This window comes from Marinobacterium marisflavi (assembly GCF_982447095.1).
Map to the genome: position 1 here is coordinate 1218291 of NZ_OZ457898.1, position 15195 is coordinate 1233485.

Here is a 15195-nt window from a genome sequence, read left to right on the forward strand (position 1 = left end):
TTATCCGAACTCAGGTAGGTTGGGTTTAACGGTCTCCATACCGGCTGCAACCCAAGCGTCGTAGCCTCCGGCAATGGAGGTGATATTGACGTAGCCCATCTGCTGCAGCGAGGCTGCCGCGAGTGCTGCGCGTCCACTGGTTTTACAGTAGAGCACAATTGCCTGATCACGCGCTTCAAACTCAGGTGCGCTGCCTATTTTGAACTCCAACAGACCGCGAGGAATATTGATGGCACCGGGGAGATGGCCCTGTTGATATTCGGCAGGCTCACGTACATCGAGCAGAAGTTGAGCCTGCTGAATCGCTGGGCCGGCTTCGCTGACGCTGATTTCATTGATCTGTTTTTTTGCTTCTGCGACAAGGTCTTGCGCTGTTTTCACAGGTATACTCCCGAACGTGTTAGGTTTGCTTTAAGCAGAATAGCAGCATATATTCGGATTGTCTTATATACAGGAGAGAAAGGTGTCAGCGATTCGTTATCTACCAGTAGCCATCTTCGCTACGCTGATGGGATGCGCTGGGCTTACGCTGGCTTGGGAGAAGGCTGCTGAGATTTTTGGTTTGCCGGCGCTGGTAAGCCAGTTACTGCTGGGATTTACATTAGTGCTATTAGCCGTACTCGCTTCCAGCTACCTGCTAAAGTTTTTCAAGCACCGCGATGCTGTTTGTGAAGAGTTTAATCATCCGATCAAGATCAGTTTCTTTCCGGCACTCTCAATCGGTTTGATGCTTATAGCGACGGCGCTGCATCAGTATCAAACGCATCTAGCGCTGATCCTCTGGGCGGTCGGTGCGGCACTACAACTGGTACTTACGCTGACCTTAATGAATATCTGGATTCATCAGTCACGGACCCAGGTAAATCACACAACCCCGGCATGGTTTATCCCAATCGTTGGAAATATTATTGCGCCTATTGAAGGGGTATCGTTAGGGTTTTTGGATTTGAGCTGGTTCTACTTTTCGGTAGGGTTCGTTTATTGGATCGTGCTTAAGGTCTTGGTGTTTAACCGCATGCTCTACCATGATCCGCTACCCCAAAACCTGCTGCCCACGCTGTTTATCATGGTGGCGCCGCCAGCGGTTGGTTTTATCGCCTATCAGCAGCTAAGTGGCGGTGCATTTGATGTCTTTGCACACATACTCTATTATACGGCGCTGTTCTTGGTTATTTTGCTGCTGACGCAAATCGCCCGATTTGCGCGCCTGCCTTTCTTCATCTCTTGGTGGGCTTACTCATTCCCGCTGGCCGCGTTTACTGTGGCTACGATGCTTATGTATCAACATCATCAGACGCTATTCTTTCAAGCGCTTAGTCTGATTATGTTGGTGGTAGTGACCGTACTTATTGCAATGCTCGCATGGCGTACTGCGCGTGCTGCCATCAGTGGCAACCTTTTTAAACCCGACTAGCGGAGAGGTCAGATGGATACCTATGCAGCAGCTGTAACACTCTTTCTGATTATGGATCCGTTAGGCAATATACCTCTGTTCCTGTCGATTCTCTCCCAGGTACCTGAGAGCCGCCGGCGTCTGGTACTGGTGCGCGAGCTGTTAATTGCGCTGGGGCTGATGTTGATATTTCTATTCAGCGGACCGAGCCTGCTAAAGGTGCTCGGGCTCTCCACTGAAGCAGTCTCCATCAGTGGCGGTATCATTCTGATGATCATCGCGATTCGGATGATCTTTCCGTCGCGAGGCGGCCCTATGGGGGATGATATGGATGACTCTGAACCGTTAATTGTGCCCTTGGCTACCCCGATGATCGCCGGCCCATCTATCTTGGCTACCCTAGTGCTGTTGGCTGAGAGCCAGCCCGAACGCTCGGTAGAGTGGCTCTATGCCCTGCTAACAGCCTGGGGTATTTCGGCTGTGATTCTACTTAGCTCCCAATCCTTCTATCGCATTCTCGGCAAACGCGGACTGAAAGCGATTGAGCGATTAATGGGGATGATTCTAATCTCTATTTCGGTGCAGATGCTGATTAACGGCATCGGCCAGCTCGATCTGATCCATTAATTTGACGGGGAGCGAGCCTGTGTCTTTTCCTATTAGCCGTTTTGAACCACCTGTACTCGCTGAACTTCCCGAGGATATTCGTACCCAGATAGAAGCTGTGCATGAGAAGTCGGGTTTCATTCCTAATGTATTTCTGACTTTGGCTCGCCGCCCTGCAGAGCTTCGTGCGTTTATGACCTAGCTAGGACGAGGCTAAACCAGCACTTTGACGATCTGGTTTGCCCACTCAATTGAGTGCCGGTAGGCGACGTCGAAGAACTGTTTGGGAAGCGCGGCGCTGATTCGTTCGAATTTTCCTTGTTCAAACAGGCAGACATCATCGAGCAGTTGGCCTTGCTCACCCTGACGTTCGGTCAGTGCAAGTTTAAGCTCTTGTTCAAGTGGGACTTGTTGGATCAGCTCAGGAAGCGGAATTCCCAGCAGCGCATCGAGTTGTGACAGCAAGCCGACAAAGAAGTAATTCATCGGCTGGTCGCGTTCGAGTAACTCAGCTAAAACTTCGCACATGCGGCCGCGCTGCAGCATCATCCGAGTCAACTCCATCGGCTTTTCGCCATCTGAACTGCTCAGAAACAGCATTACCCAGCGTTTCACCTGCTCCATTCCTAACAGGGCTATGGCGTGGGAGAGACTGCTCACTTCGCGATTTAAGTTAAGTGAAGCGGAGTTGACCAAGCGCAGTATTTTAAAGGTGAGTTCAGGATCTTTGAGGGCTAGCGCTTCAATCGACTTAGCACCGGCACCAGGCTTGTCGAACTCCTGTAAGAGCTCCAACAGTACCAGCTTATTACCCTTCACCTTGCGGCCGTGTACCAGTTCGGGTCGACTCAAGAAGTACCCCATGAAGTACTCGAATCCTAGCTCAACACACTGTCGAAACTCACTATCGGTCTCTACTTTATCCGCCAGCAAGTCGACACCGTAGGTACGCAAACGTTTCACTAGATCAGCTAGAAGATCGAACCCTAGCTTCTGCACGTCGAGTTTGATGATGTGCACAATCGATAAGAGCGGGGTGAAACGTGGATCATCAGGATCGTAGTCCGCTAGGGCAACAGCAAAGCCGTCGGCGACGAGCTGATGAATCCGCTCAATGACATGTTCGCTAATCTGACTGGAGCCGAGAATCTCGATAATAAAACGGTCTTTAGGTAGGTCAGGAATCTCATGCTGTAGCAGGAAAGCGTCGGTAACCTTGAGGTAAACCGGTGCGGGTCGGTCAGTGCGTTCGTCGATTACGCTGGCAAAGGTGTTAAGCAATACGTTTACAGTAGTCTCGTCCTCATTGAGGCCCGCAACGAATTCGCCTGTGTCGTCACGAAACAGCAACTCATAGGCGGCGACATCCCGGTTCTTAGTGAAGATAGGTTGTCGCGCAAGAAGAATCTGTAGAGGTTGTTCAAGTTCTGCTGTAGCTGTCATTACTGCCTTTCCAACAACGGCCCTTGACTCAACTATAGCAGTTGAACAGCAGATGCGAGCGGGGTAGATCAGCTCAGACGAAGATCTCTATTGCTAACCCATAGCATCAAGAGCGCAGAAACGATAAAGAGGCCCCAGAAGAGGAGGGTAGAGTCCATAGCGCTAGGTTATTCTATGTGGTTATTATACGACTGGTCTTTAGACTAACATTGCTTTTGATATAATCAAACAGCTTTTTATAACTCGTGGGGGTGCGCGGAATTTATGAGCCCCACTCGGGCTGAGTGGGGCTCTTGGTGCGCGCTAGCGCTGGTTGATTAGGGGCTCATCCCGTACTAGCGGCTCGCGCTTAGGCTGATCGATCTGCGACCAGCGTATGCACAGGTAGCTCAGTAGCGCTACCAGCATAGGAATGCCGAGATCGGCAATCGTCTCTAGGCTCATTGTGGTACCTCCATCTGATGGCGGTCGTACTATCCTAGTCCTAATTTTCACCTTCTGCTTGCCGGCTCTTGGCGTCAACTTGAGCCCGGTTAATCTCTGCTAAGTTATTGTATTTACGAAGGACTATTTACCAGTCGATTATAAAGTCCAGATTAGGTATCCAAAGTAAAACATTGATTTTACGATTCAAGACTCGAATTCTAGAGTATGGAATTGACAGAGGCGACTGCGATTGCGGTAGCTAATTTGGCTCGAAATCGGGAGCTAAAATGAAGATCTTTCAATTTCGCCGATCTGCAACTGTTCGCTTCAGTGCCCGATGTTGCAAAATGCGATTTGACTTAGCTCTCTGAAGCTCTAGTATGAAGATGAGGGTAAGATCTACCCGCCAACCGAAGGAGGTGTCAGATGGAAAGTCGTACCACCAAGCTCGAAGTTGTAATTCCCCCTGATGTCGCATTCAGCGACCTCAATCTGCAGCACGACCCCAACTCGGGTGGGATTGTGTTTGAGTACCAACCTATAGAACGTATCTGTGAGGCCTCAGGTATCGATGTTGATCACCTAGCGGAGGAGTGTGAGGACGATCTGGGGGACTTCTTAATGTCCTGGTATTTGAAACATCGCGCCTATGGTGGCGAGCCTGACTACGTTGCTGACTCGATCATTGAGGAGATGAAGCTGATCGAGGCGGCAGGGCAGCGTTTCACACTGCCCGCCGGTCACGCCTAACCGGGGCTACAGTAGGGGCAGGTAGACGTCGGTCTCTTGCTCCTCACTCGCCTATCTGACTTCCATACATCCATTCATGAGGCGCGCGCTTGTGTCACCATCTCGAGCAGATCAGCCTCCGCTAGCGGTTTACTGATTAGATAACCCTGAATCATGGAGCAGTGCTCCTGTCGCAGCCAATTGAGCTCCTCTTTGGTCTCCACGCCCTCCGCAACCTGAGAAATACCGAGCTCTTGGCAGAGTTTCAGAGTCGAGCGGACGATCGCTGCGGTGCGTGGTTCAGAGTCGACATGAGTGATGAAAGATCGGTCGATCTTCAACTCCTGTACAGGAAGGTCACGCACATATGCCAGAGAAGCCTGTCCAGTTCCATAGTCATCAATAGCGAGCTTGAATCCCATTGATCTGAGTCTCTCTAGATAGGCCTGCGCTGAGTCAGGATCAGACATCAGAGCGCTCTCGGTCACTTCCAAACAGATACTACCCGGAGCAATACCTGTGCGCTGTAGTTCAGCCCTCAGATGCGCCTCCAAGGCTGGATTATCGAGGTCGAGCGTAGAGAGATTGACCGCTACTACTAGATCGACACCGGTCTGTTGCCAGCGTTTAGCTGCATTCATCGCCTCTGTGACAACCCAAGGGGTAATTTGACGTATAAAGCCGGTCTGTTCGCAGAAAGGGATGAATTTATCTGGGCGCACATAGCCGCGCTCGGGATGGTGCCAACGTATCAGAGCCTCGACTGCAGTCACACGCTCGTTCGCGCTACACCATTTAGGTTGGTAAACAAGCTCGAATTGCCCCTCCTGAAGTGCAGTGCGCAGCTCCCCCAATAGCGTTAGCGACTCGGTTTCGCTCGGAGGTGGGACCTCTTTGACTTCGATACAACTTTTGAAGTGTTGCCTCGCTGCTTCCAAGGCCTGCTCTGCTGAGCGCAAAAGGGCTTCTGGTGATTGGTCGGATAGGCCTGCCTCAACAATTGCGGCACGCAGATCGATGTAAATCTTCTGATTCGATACATCTATCGGTTGCTCAAAGGCCGCTAATATGGCGTTAACGACCGCTCGGGTCTCATCAGACGATTCATTGGTCAGAACCATCCCGAAACGGTTCGATTCGACCCGACAGAGACTGAAGCGTTCGGCGCTGAGAGTTTCCAGGCGGCGAGCTACTTTAGTCAGCGCCTCATCCCCTAAATGGTGGCCCAAAGCTTTATTGATCTGAGCGAATCGGTTGATATCAACTAGTACTAAGTTGGCGACGGGGGCCGTGACGGCGGATTCCAGCTCCTGCATAAACTTAAGGCGACTACCCAAACCGGTTAAGCGATCCTCAAATGCTAGACGTTTGATATGGCGCTCTCTTCCTAAAATACCGGCGCGCATGTGTTCCAGCGCTCTCAACAGGCGGCCGAGTTCGGGGCTGCGAGCGCTGGGTATCTCAGTGGTATAGTCACCTGATGCGATGCGGTCTGCTACGCGTACGGGCTCTTCAAGTAGTGCCGCGATACTGCGGGCGAAGAGATAGGAGAAGGCCAATGCCAAACAGACAATAATCAGTTCAATCAGCAAAATCATTGAGCTTAGTGCTGCAGATTTTTCCCGGTACACTTGTTCGCTGGCGGCCATAGCATCCTGCTGAGTGATACTCACTGCCTCCGCCTCTTCCAGCAGTTGATTCAAAACAGGCTGGGTATGTTCAGCAAAATGCGCGCGCGCAGCAGCTAATCCATTAAACTCGATCTCCTCAACAGTTGCCTGAAATCGATCCGCGTACATGTTGCGCAGTTCGATAAAGCGACTGATTGCAGGCGTGTTTAACTCTTTAGATAGGGTGCGCACTGCTGCATCGGCACCTCTGAGTGCCTCATCCATCGCGCGATATAGGGGTATACGATTGCTACGCTCCTCTGTCTGCAGCAACGTTAGCAGCTGCACTGTGGCAATCTGAACCCGCTTCGCAGCGCGCTGAGCAAGAAGGGCTCTGCGTGTCTGATCTTCGACGATTACCCGCATCTCTTGCGACGCATTTTGTGAGAAGTTAATCGAAAGATAGGTGCTCGTACTCATAACGATCACTAGCGCCAAAAAAGCCAGGATGAGACGAGTTCTCAGGGATGTATCGGAGAGTATTGGCATAACTACTGCATCGCTTTTATTGCATTCGAGATATCTATTTGTCGGTGTATCAGCGAATTCCTTACATTGTTTGTGCCAAGTTTTTTTATAAATTTTTTTGTAAGGAGTTTGAAACGGGGCCGTCTAAAAGCTGTAACACAAAAAATTGAACTAAAAATCTTGAGGTGTGACATGGAAAATAAAATTTCAAAATCTGGCGTAGCATTGGCACTAAGCACTGCACTGGCACTCTCAGCGACAAGCGGCACTGTGGCAGCTTCAGATAAAGAGAAGTGCTACGGCGTGGCCCTCGCCGGCGAGAATGACTGTAAAGCGGGCCCGGGTACATCCTGTGCTGGCAGCTCCACACGCGATTATCAAGGTAATGCCTGGTCAATTGTTGCAAAAGGTACCTGTGAAACACTCAACTCACCAACGTCGCCCACCGGTAAGGGGCAGTTGATGAAGTTTGAAGAGAAGATGTAAACCCGTTTGCCTTTGGCAAATATGAGGAGCTTGGATCGATGACCGCACTAGCCCAACAGAAAAGTCTACCGAGCCGTGCCGGTATCGGTCTGAAGTTCCGTCATATTGATCAGTTCTTGCGTGAGATGCCCGACATCGGTTTTGTTGAGGTGCATGCAGAGAACTACTTGGTTGAGGGTGGAATCCGCCTAGCGCAGCTAGAAGCAGTGCGCGAGAACTATCCTCTCTCTATTCACGGCGTTGCTGCATCCTTGGGCTCTGAAGCGGAGCTCAATGATGATCATCTACGCCGTCTCAAACGACTGGTTGATCGCTACCAACCCCAGAGTTTCTCCGAGCATCTCGCTTGGTCCTCTCACGCGGGTGTTTACTATAACGACCTGCTCCCACTGACCTATACCCAAGAGCGGCTGCAGCGAGTGGTCGAGCATATCGATCAGCTACAGAGCTATCTTGGTCGCAGAATCCTGCTTGAAAACCCGTCGACCTATGTCAGCTTTGAGGCGTCAGAGATACCAGAGACGGTTTTTATCGCTGAGATCGTGAAGCGTTCCGGCTGTGGCTTGCTAATGGACGTGAACAATATCTATGTAACCTGCATCAATCAGGGATGGAGTCCAGATGAGTATATGGCTGCCTTGCCTCTTGGCGCTGTGGGTGAGGTACACCTTGCTGGATACACAGAAGAGTTGGATGCGCAGGGCAATAGGGTATTGATCGATAGCCACAGTGCCGAGGTGGCTGACGAAGTTTGGCAGCTCTATCAGCGACTATTGGATCAGATTGGGCCGCAGCCGACACTGCTAGAGCGTGATGGTGCACTGCCAGAATTGAGTGTTCTGCTAGCCGAGGCCCGCGGTGCAGATTCACTCATGCAGCTTGAAGAGGTGCGCTATGCAGTCTGAGTTAGCAACGGCGCTGCTGGGTTCGAATGAGGGTTTGTTACCGCTGTTGTCCGAGCCGCTCAGTTTTGATCGACAACGTCGTTTTGATATCTACCGCAATAATGTTCAGCAGTCGCTGATCGAAGCGCTGGAGGCAAGTTTTCCTGTCATACACGAGCTTATCGGCGCTGAGGCATTCGTAACGCTGGCGAACCTGTTTATCCGCAGCCAGCCGCCGAAGTCACCCTATCTCGTCGAGTACGGAGATCGCTTTTCCAATTTTATCGAAACCCGCGTTGAACTCTCTGACTACCCCTTCCTTGCAGAGGTAGCCAAGGTTGAGTATCAGCTATTGCGAAGTACCCATGCGGCGGATGAGGTAGCGATTAACGATCAACTCGTCGCGCTGGCGAGTGATCCCGACCGTTTACTTGCGAGCCGTTTTAAATTTGCCGCTGCAACGGCGTTGATGCCGTTACGCTATGCCGCTGCCAGTATTTGGTTGGCACATCAGAAGTCGGCTCCGAATCTTTCGGGTATGGAGGTGAATCGCTCCGAATGGTTGTTGATCTCGAGACCCAGTTTTCGGGCGGAAATAGATCTATTGGATTTTGATGAATTTCAATTCGTCGCGCAGTTGATCAGTGGGGCAACGATTGCCAAGGCATTGGACGTGGTGGCTGAGGGTTTTGATCTCACGGGATGTTTGCATCGCCTGCTGATTCGTCAGGTTTTAACCGGTGTTGAGGAGGACGAATGTTGAGTCTGTTGCAGGGTATTGAGCGGGTCTGGTCTAAGTTGCCTGAGGATATCGGACTGCTGTTCGCGCGCTTTATACTGGCAACCATATTCTGGCGTTCGGGACAGACCAAAATAGAGGGCTTTCAGCTAGACCTAATCGATATGAAGTTTCAGTGGGGTTGGCCTGTGATGGCAGAGTCGACACGGTTTCTATTCGAGTACGAATATGACTTGCCGCTGTTATCACCGGGTTTTGCCGCGCTACTAGCGACCTTGGCCGAACACTTCCTACCTTTACTGTTATTACTCGGGTTTTTGACGCGCAGTTCGGCTTTGATGCTGTTGGTGATGACACTGGTGATACAGATTTTCGTCTACCCAGATGCCTGGGTTACGCACGGGTTGTGGGGCGCTCTGTTGTTGGTGCTGATAAGTCGTGGAGCAGGGCGTCTATCTCTGGATGCGCTGATGCAGCGTTAGAGGGGGGTGAAACAATCCTCTACTGCTGCCTTCCCTGTTTGTCATTCTCAATTATCGGGGTGTGCGCATCGATCAAGGCTTGCAGCTTCTCGCCGGCCAGATCCTGAGTGACCTTAGCCTCTTTATCGGTTGCTCTGCGACCTCCACTGAACAGCTGAGAGACATTACCGCGGCCTTGGTGCATGTCGCGTTTGTGCAGATAGCGGCGGCGATCAATGCTAGAGGTTCGGCGCTGACGACCTTCGTAGGCTTCGTGTAGATATTGCGTGCGCCATTCATCTGCTAGAGGAATGGATGCGAGTAGTGGGCTGATCTGCTGATGCTGCTTGTCCGTCCAGTAATAGACGATACGATCGTTCTGCATATCTTTGACTAGCGTCATATCTGCGCTCCGCTTGGCGCCTCGGGCACTCTGTCGCTCATCCATTACGCTCACCTTTTCCCTTTGGAGTCGACGTTGGTGCGCTGAACATCCGGTGTAACTCCGTTAACGCACCCTCTAAATCTTGTCTCTAACTAGAGATCTGTCAAATTTTGATGCGAAAAAAGAGTGGCAAATTGCGAATTTTTTTCGCCTTAGCTCCTAAGTTATTGAATTAAAAAACCCCACCAGGGGTGGGGTAAGGATTCAACTCACTGGGAGTTGCAAGATGGGATGCGAACGAGGGACGTTCGCTGTCTAATCCGTAGACAATCTAACCTTATCAGATATTGTGCAATGCACAATATTGCTTGCAATAAATGTTTATACCTTATTGATATAAAACAATATCGGTTTATTGTGCGGCGCAGTATTTCTAGTCTTCGATCTTCAGCTTAGAGTGTCTGAATGGGTGAGCGAGGTAGGTGCCCATGACACGCACATCTTTGGCGAAGAAGTGCAGTTCCTGCAGCGCTAGTTGCATCGCGCTCTCGTGTGGGTGCGCCTCGACATCTAGGTGGAAGCTGGTTGCTTGCATGGTATCTGATGCCATATAGCTTTCGAGTTTCAGCATGTTGACACCATTGGTAGCAAAGCCACCGAGCGCTTTGTAGAGTGAGGCCGGAATGTTACGCACCGTAAACATGATTGACGTCATGTAGGTGAGTTCTGGCTCTAGATGCGGCATGCTGCTTTCGCGCGCCAGTATCAAAAAGCGTGTCGTGTTGCCTTCAACATCCTGAAAGTTCTCTTTGATCACCTCCAAACCGTACAACTCGGCCGCCAGCGAACTCGCTATCGCTCCCATACTGAGGTCGCCACTCTCAGCGAGCGCTGCCGCAGCGCCGGCTGTATCAAGTGCGGCGATCGGTTCCATGCCCAGCTCTCGCAAGTGCGTATCGCACTGCGCTAGCGCTTGCGGGTGCGAGGAGACCTTCTTGATGGACTCGGCCGTGCTTCCGGGCAGGCCCAAAAGACAGTGATTCACCGGCTCGAAATGCTCAGCAATGATGTGCAGCTGTGTTTTTGGCATGAGGCGGTAGATCTCCTCCACACGCCCAGCGGTGCTGTTCTCTAATGGAATCATCGCCAGCCGCGCATCGCCGCGCTCCACCATAAACATCGCTTCGGCAAAGCTCTCACAGGCGTGAGCACGCATCTCTGGGTGAACATGAGTACAGGATTTGTGAGAGTAAGCGCCAGGTACACCCTGGTACGCGATGATATCTTGGTATTCAGACATGACTACACTTCTAATGGAGGTTCTGTGGCGGGCTAGTATCGCACAGCCGGGGAGCTGTGCGAACAATCAAAGCGTGAGATTTCGCGCCTGCTTTGGTAAGGTTCGCGCACTTTAAGGAGATTCGTATGACACCCGAGCGCGAAGCGCGCCTGATGGAGGTGTTTCGGCGCCGTCAAACTGATCTGACGCTGATCACCGACAAGGTTCACAAAACCCGTAACATATCAGCGCTGGTGCGCAACTGCGATGCCGTCGGAATCTCTGATCTGCACTATGTCGAACCTAAAGAGGGCTATCGTACCTACCGTGGCACAGCCATGGGTAGCGAGCGTTGGGTGGAACAGCATCATCACGTGACCACTGAAGCCGCCATTGAACAGGTCAAGGCACAGGGGATGAAGGTCTATGCAGCGCATCTGAGTGCTTCAGCGGTCGAGTTTCATGAGGTGGATTACACCCAGCCCTGTGCCATTCTGATGGGAGCAGAGAAGGCGGGAGTCAGTGAATCCGGAGCTCGCCTTGCCGATCAGCACATCATGATTCCGATGCTCGGTATGGTGGAGTCACTTAATGTGGCGACGGCGAGTGGCATCATCCTCGTAGAGGCGCAGCGCCAACGCCAGTTAGCTGGCATGTACAATAGAGAGGGGCTCGATGCCGTGCGGGTCGCCCGTTACCTGTTTGAAGCGCGTTATCCGCGTCTTGTTAAATTTTGTCTGCTCTGCGATGAGCCTTATCCGGCCTATAATGAACGCGGCGAGCTATTAGAGCCGCAAAACGTGCAGTCTCTGGTGAGTCGTGGTTTGGCTCTGGAGGCGGCGCAGCCGAAGAAGTGTCCGCGCAATCGATTCAAGGTAAGTTAGTTTGTCACAACTCGAATTTGTACCTGGCCAGCGCTGGGTTAGTAGTACTGAAGCTGAACTCGGTCTGGGTATTGTAGAGAGCTGCGCCAATCGGCGAGTAGAGATCTACTTTCCAGCTGCGGACGAGGCGCGCACCTATGCCGTCAATAACGCGCCTCTGAGCCGTGTACTCTTTGTTGCTGGTGATAAGGTTGAGGTGGAGTCGGGTGAGACCGTTACCATTCTCGACAGCGTGGACCACCAGGGTAATCAGATCTATCACTGCGAAGATCAGCAGGGTGAGGAGTTTGTGCTGCCTGAGCGTCTATTGGCGGCTGATATCCACTTTACTAAGCCGTCACAGCGCCTGTTCGCTGGCCAGATTGAACGCCACGCATTTTACAAACTGAGAATTCAGACCCAAGAGTCACTGGCGCGTCTTAACGCCTCCTCTGTCCGAGGGCTTTTGGGTGCGCGGGTTCAATTGCTGCCTCACCAGTTTCATATCGCTACTCAACTCTCAGCACCCGAGCATGCACGTGCACTGCTGGCTGATGAGGTTGGACTGGGTAAGACGATTGAGGCGGGTCTGGTGTTACATCAGCGTCTGATTACCGGACGTGCTCGTCGAGCGCTGGTCGTTGTACCGGATAATCTGTTGCATCAGTGGTTGGTAGAGTTACTGCGCCGCTTTAATTTGAGTTTTAGTCTGTTCGATTCAGAGCGTTTGACCGCAGCCCTTGCCGATGGTGAAGCCAATCCGTTTGAAGCGGTGCAATTGGTACTGCTTCCGCTGTCACTGTTGACTCATGATGAGCGTGCACTAGCGCTGGTAGAGCAGGCGGGTTGGGATCTATTGATTGTTGATGAGGCGCACCATCTGGGTTGGAGTCCTGAACAGGCGAGCCACGCATACACAGTCGTTGAGACGCTGTGCCGAGCCATTCCAAGTCTACTGCTGCTGAGCGCGACGCCAGAACATCTCGGGGCTGCCGGCCACTTTGCGCGTCTGCGATTGCTCGATCCACAGCGTTTCTCGGATCTTGAGACCTATCTTGAACAGCGCAAGCACTTTGTCTCAATCTCTCAGTTAGTCGAGCGCTTAGAGAACGAGGGAGTAAGCACTGTTTCTGAGATTGAACCTCAGCTCGCGCAGCTTTTGCCGGTTGGTAAGTTGGAGGCGCTAAAGAGGGCCGATAGCACCGAACAACAGGCGTTGTTGGCAGATATTATTGAACTCATTGTTGCCACTCAGGGGCCGGGTCGCTCGCTGTTCCGCAATACTCGTGCTGCAGTGCCAGGATTCCCTGAGCGCCGTCTCAATCCTCATCCCCTCGCTGTCGATCTCGAGATTTTGGAGTTGGAGCAGTCACTGCCTCTGCATGAGCAACTCTACCCAGAAAACTGGGTCGGTGCGGATTGGATTGATGCTGATCCTCGGGTTGAGTGGTTGCTGGGGTGGCTTAAGGCGAACGCCAAGCGTAAAACACTCCTTATCTGTGGTCAGGCTGAGACAGCGATCGCCCTTGAGGAGCACTTGAATCTGCGCCAAGGTGTGCGCTGTGCCGCTTTTCATGAAGGTATGTCGCTGGTCAATCGCGATCGCGCTGCTGCCTACTTTGCGGACCCGGATCAAGGCGCACAGATACTGATCTGTTCCGAGATCGGCTCTGAGGGGCGTAACTTCCAGTTCGCTTCGGATCTGATTCTGTTTGATCTGCCGCCTAACCCGGACCTGCTAGAGCAGCGTATTGGTCGACTCGACCGCATAGGACAACGCCAGGACGTACAGATCCATGTGCCTTACATTGAGGGTAGCGCCACCGAAGTGTTGTACCACTGGTTTGACAAGGGTTTGGCGGCCTTTACACAGATCTCCACTGTTGGCGATAAACTCTACCGCGAGCATGCGGGGGAGCTAGCCGATTTAATGCACAGGCCTGATGCTGCCGCGCAGGCGTTGCTTATTGAGAAAACGGCTGCAGAGCGTCTGGAACTGGAACAGAGCTTAGCCCGCGGGCGTGATCGTCTGCTAGAGCTAAATTCTCAACCGAGCACGAATACCCCAGACGTCGTCTATGCAGTGCAACAGGCAGAGAGCCCAGAAGAGCTGCAGGCCTACGCAGAACATCTATTTGATCGCTTCGGTCTAGAGATGCAACCGCGGGGCGCAAAAGGTTGGGTGGTGCGTCCGGGTGAGGAGATGGTCGCACCGCTTACCACGCTAAGTGATGAAGGGCTAACTCTGACCTTCGATAGGGCCGAGGCGTTGCAGCGCGACGATGTAGCCTATCTCAGTTGGGAGCATCCACTGCTGATCGAGTTGATGGAGCTGATTCACAGTTCAGAGTTTGGTAACGCATCGGTCTGTACGCTCAAGCTCCCCGCACTTCCCCCCGGAACGGTACTGCTGGAGACCTACTATCGAGCACATTGTGTTGCGCCGAAATCGCTGCAACTTGAACGTCTCTACGAACAGCCGCTGCTGCGTTATCTGATCGACCCCAACGGTCGAGATCTGGCTGCACATCTCGCCCATGAACCGTTGAATAAACTGGCACAGCCACTCTCTTTGAGTGCATCGCAGAAGATGGTTCGTATGCTCAGGGAAGCGCTACAGCAGCAGCTGGACGCCGCAGATCAGTTGGCACAGCAGGCGCAGCAAGTCTTTGTTGACGCTGCTAAAGCGAGCCATCACCAAGAGCAGGAGCAAAAGCGCGAGCGACTTGAGCTACTGGCCGAGCATGGTTCTGTTGATGCTGCTCTGGAGTTAGAGAACTTGCATCAGCAAGCCACGCAGATTGAGGAGGCTCTAGAGCGGCTCGAGTTGGTGCCGGACGCACTTAGAGTGATCGTTATTGGTGAATAACGCAGCGGCTCTCAAACTAACCTTGTCTTTATTGACACTGGCGCTACTGTTAGTGAGTTGGTGGGCGCCGCTTTTTACCATGACTCAACTCTGGTTGTTTGAAGATCGGGTCTCGATGCTGTCGGTTGTGGCAACGCTGTTTGAGTCGGCAAACTACTTTCTACTGCTGCTGGTCGCGAGTGCGAGTATGTTGCTGCCACTGCTCAAAGCGCTGTTAATCCTCTTCAAAGCACTGCCTAACGGGCAGCTTTCACTCTCATCACGCGCCAACGCACTCATTAAACAACTTTCGCGCTGGGCGATGCTCGATATCTGGGTGGTGGCGCTGATGATCGTTGTCATCAAGCTGAGCGCTTGGGCTGATGCCCAGGTTGAGTGGGGGCTCTACCTGCATCTGCTTGTTGTTGCTCTGCTGTGGTGGCAAAACCGCCCGATTAATCAGCCTAAAAGCTAAAGAGCGCCGACAATCTGCCGATCCTCAACTAAACTTTTTT

Annotated in this window: 17 protein-coding genes; 11 read left to right on the top strand and 6 right to left on the bottom strand. The window is 52.2% G+C overall.

The features are described 5' to 3' along the window. A complete protein-coding gene (locus AC1WNR_RS06040) occupies positions 1-381 on the bottom strand; it encodes a rhodanese-like domain-containing protein (protein WP_481643621.1) in 381 nt (126 codons plus the stop codon). A gap of 82 nt (positions 382-463) precedes the next feature. On the opposite strand from AC1WNR_RS06040, the gene AC1WNR_RS06045 reads away from it, so the two are divergent. From AC1WNR_RS06045 to AC1WNR_RS06055, 3 genes are read left to right on the top strand one after another with little or no spacing between them, the layout of a single operon-like run. Next, entirely contained in the window at positions 464-1414 is a 951-nt protein-coding gene (locus AC1WNR_RS06045; protein ID WP_481643622.1) for an SLAC1 anion channel family protein, read from the top strand. A gap of 12 nt (positions 1415-1426) precedes the next feature. Then, positions 1427-2020 (top strand): YhgN family NAAT transporter, encoded by a 594-nt coding sequence (locus AC1WNR_RS06050; protein WP_481643623.1) that lies wholly within the window; start codon positions 1427-1429, stop codon positions 2018-2020. A gap of 19 nt (positions 2021-2039) precedes the next feature. Beyond that, positions 2040-2201 carry a hypothetical protein gene (locus AC1WNR_RS06055; RefSeq protein ID WP_481643624.1) on the top strand — a complete coding sequence of 54 codons (162 nt, stop codon included), beginning with the start codon at positions 2040-2042 and terminating at the stop codon, positions 2199-2201. Between the two features lie 11 nt (positions 2202-2212). Here the strand turns inward: AC1WNR_RS06055 and AC1WNR_RS06060 are convergent, their stop codons facing one another. Then, entirely contained in the window at positions 2213-3442 is a 1230-nt protein-coding gene (locus tag AC1WNR_RS06060) for an EAL and HDOD domain-containing protein (protein ID WP_481643625.1), read from the bottom strand. 303 nt (positions 3443-3745) lie between these two features. Next, positions 3746-3886, bottom strand: a complete 141-nt coding sequence (locus AC1WNR_RS06065; RefSeq protein ID WP_481643626.1) for a hypothetical protein — start codon at positions 3884-3886, stop codon at positions 3746-3748. A gap of 408 nt (positions 3887-4294) precedes the next feature. Between AC1WNR_RS06065 and AC1WNR_RS06070 the strand changes: the two genes are divergently transcribed. Then, positions 4295-4618: a hypothetical protein gene (locus AC1WNR_RS06070; protein WP_481643627.1), complete on the top strand. Its 324-nt coding sequence runs from the start codon at positions 4295-4297 to the stop codon at positions 4616-4618. 74 nt (positions 4619-4692) lie between these two features. On the opposite strand, the gene AC1WNR_RS06075 is transcribed toward AC1WNR_RS06070, so the two are convergent. Next, positions 4693-6687 carry a putative bifunctional diguanylate cyclase/phosphodiesterase gene (locus AC1WNR_RS06075; RefSeq protein ID WP_481643628.1) on the bottom strand — a complete coding sequence of 665 codons (1995 nt, stop codon included), beginning with the start codon at positions 6685-6687 and terminating at the stop codon, positions 4693-4695. 240 nt (positions 6688-6927) lie between these two features. Between AC1WNR_RS06075 and AC1WNR_RS06080 the strand changes: the two genes are divergently transcribed. Genes AC1WNR_RS06080 through AC1WNR_RS06095 form a run of 4 tightly spaced genes read left to right on the top strand, consistent with a single transcriptional unit; the run spans position 6928 to position 9326 of the window. Continuing rightward, on the top strand, positions 6928-7221 hold the full coding sequence (locus AC1WNR_RS06080; RefSeq protein WP_481643629.1) for a BufA1 family periplasmic bufferin-type metallophore: 294 nt from the start codon (positions 6928-6930) through the stop codon (positions 7219-7221). A gap of 38 nt (positions 7222-7259) precedes the next feature. Continuing rightward, a complete protein-coding gene (bufB, locus tag AC1WNR_RS06085; protein WP_481643630.1) occupies positions 7260-8126 on the top strand; it encodes an MNIO family bufferin maturase in 867 nt (288 codons plus the stop codon). Next, positions 8116-8868 (top strand): HvfC/BufC family peptide modification chaperone, encoded by a 753-nt coding sequence (locus AC1WNR_RS06090; protein ID WP_481643631.1) that lies wholly within the window; start codon positions 8116-8118, stop codon positions 8866-8868. Before bufB ends, AC1WNR_RS06090 begins: the two co-directional genes overlap by 11 nt. Continuing rightward, positions 8862-9326: a DoxX family protein gene (locus AC1WNR_RS06095; protein ID WP_481643632.1), complete on the top strand. Its 465-nt coding sequence runs from the start codon at positions 8862-8864 to the stop codon at positions 9324-9326. The genes AC1WNR_RS06090 and AC1WNR_RS06095 overlap by 7 nt, the downstream gene beginning before the upstream one ends. Positions 9327-9345: 19 nt before the next feature. Here the strand turns inward: AC1WNR_RS06095 and AC1WNR_RS06100 are convergent, their stop codons facing one another. Continuing rightward, positions 9346-9753: a hypothetical protein gene (locus tag AC1WNR_RS06100; protein WP_481643633.1), complete on the bottom strand. Its 408-nt coding sequence runs from the start codon at positions 9751-9753 to the stop codon at positions 9346-9348. A 370-nt stretch (positions 9754-10123) separates the two neighbouring features. Next, positions 10124-10990, bottom strand: a complete 867-nt coding sequence (locus AC1WNR_RS06105; protein WP_481643634.1) for a prephenate dehydratase — start codon at positions 10988-10990, stop codon at positions 10124-10126. Between the two features lie 125 nt (positions 10991-11115). Between AC1WNR_RS06105 and trmH the strand changes: the two genes are divergently transcribed. Genes trmH through AC1WNR_RS06120 form a run of 3 tightly spaced genes read left to right on the top strand, consistent with a single transcriptional unit; the run spans position 11116 to position 15155 of the window. Continuing rightward, entirely contained in the window at positions 11116-11853 is a 738-nt protein-coding gene (gene trmH / locus AC1WNR_RS06110; RefSeq protein WP_481643635.1) for a tRNA (guanosine(18)-2'-O)-methyltransferase TrmH, read from the top strand. A 1-nt stretch (position 11854) separates the two neighbouring features. Beyond that, entirely contained in the window at positions 11855-14701 is a 2847-nt protein-coding gene (gene rapA / locus AC1WNR_RS06115; protein WP_481643636.1) for an RNA polymerase-associated protein RapA, read from the top strand. Then, a complete protein-coding gene (locus AC1WNR_RS06120; RefSeq protein ID WP_481643637.1) occupies positions 14694-15155 on the top strand; it encodes a paraquat-inducible protein A in 462 nt (153 codons plus the stop codon). The genes rapA and AC1WNR_RS06120 overlap by 8 nt, the downstream gene beginning before the upstream one ends. Positions 15156-15195: the final 40 nt, after the last annotated feature.

Excerpts from the sequence above, each read along its gene's own strand:
- AC1WNR_RS06105 (WP_481643634.1), bottom strand. The coding sequence starts at position 10,990 with ATGTCTGAATACCAAGATATCATCGCGTACCAGGGTGTACCTGGCGCT.
- AC1WNR_RS06060 (WP_481643625.1), bottom strand. The coding sequence starts at position 3,442 with ATGACAGCTACAGCAGAACTTGAACAACCTCTACAGATTCTTCTTGCG.
- AC1WNR_RS06100 (WP_481643633.1), bottom strand. The coding sequence starts at position 9,753 with ATGGATGAGCGACAGAGTGCCCGAGGCGCCAAGCGGAGCGCAGATATG.
- AC1WNR_RS06070 (WP_481643627.1), top strand. The coding sequence starts at position 4,295 with ATGGAAAGTCGTACCACCAAGCTCGAAGTTGTAATTCCCCCTGATGTC.
- AC1WNR_RS06050 (WP_481643623.1), top strand. The coding sequence starts at position 1,427 with ATGGATACCTATGCAGCAGCTGTAACACTCTTTCTGATTATGGATCCG.
- AC1WNR_RS06080 (WP_481643629.1), top strand. The coding sequence starts at position 6,928 with ATGGAAAATAAAATTTCAAAATCTGGCGTAGCATTGGCACTAAGCACT.
- AC1WNR_RS06065 (WP_481643626.1), bottom strand. The coding sequence starts at position 3,886 with ATGAGCCTAGAGACGATTGCCGATCTCGGCATTCCTATGCTGGTAGCG.
- AC1WNR_RS06095 (WP_481643632.1), top strand. The coding sequence starts at position 8,862 with ATGTTGAGTCTGTTGCAGGGTATTGAGCGGGTCTGGTCTAAGTTGCCT.
- AC1WNR_RS06090 (WP_481643631.1), top strand. The coding sequence starts at position 8,116 with ATGCAGTCTGAGTTAGCAACGGCGCTGCTGGGTTCGAATGAGGGTTTG.
- bufB (WP_481643630.1), top strand. The coding sequence starts at position 7,260 with ATGACCGCACTAGCCCAACAGAAAAGTCTACCGAGCCGTGCCGGTATC.
- AC1WNR_RS06075 (WP_481643628.1), bottom strand. The coding sequence starts at position 6,687 with ATGAGTACGAGCACCTATCTTTCGATTAACTTCTCACAAAATGCGTCG.
- trmH (WP_481643635.1), top strand. The coding sequence starts at position 11,116 with ATGACACCCGAGCGCGAAGCGCGCCTGATGGAGGTGTTTCGGCGCCGT.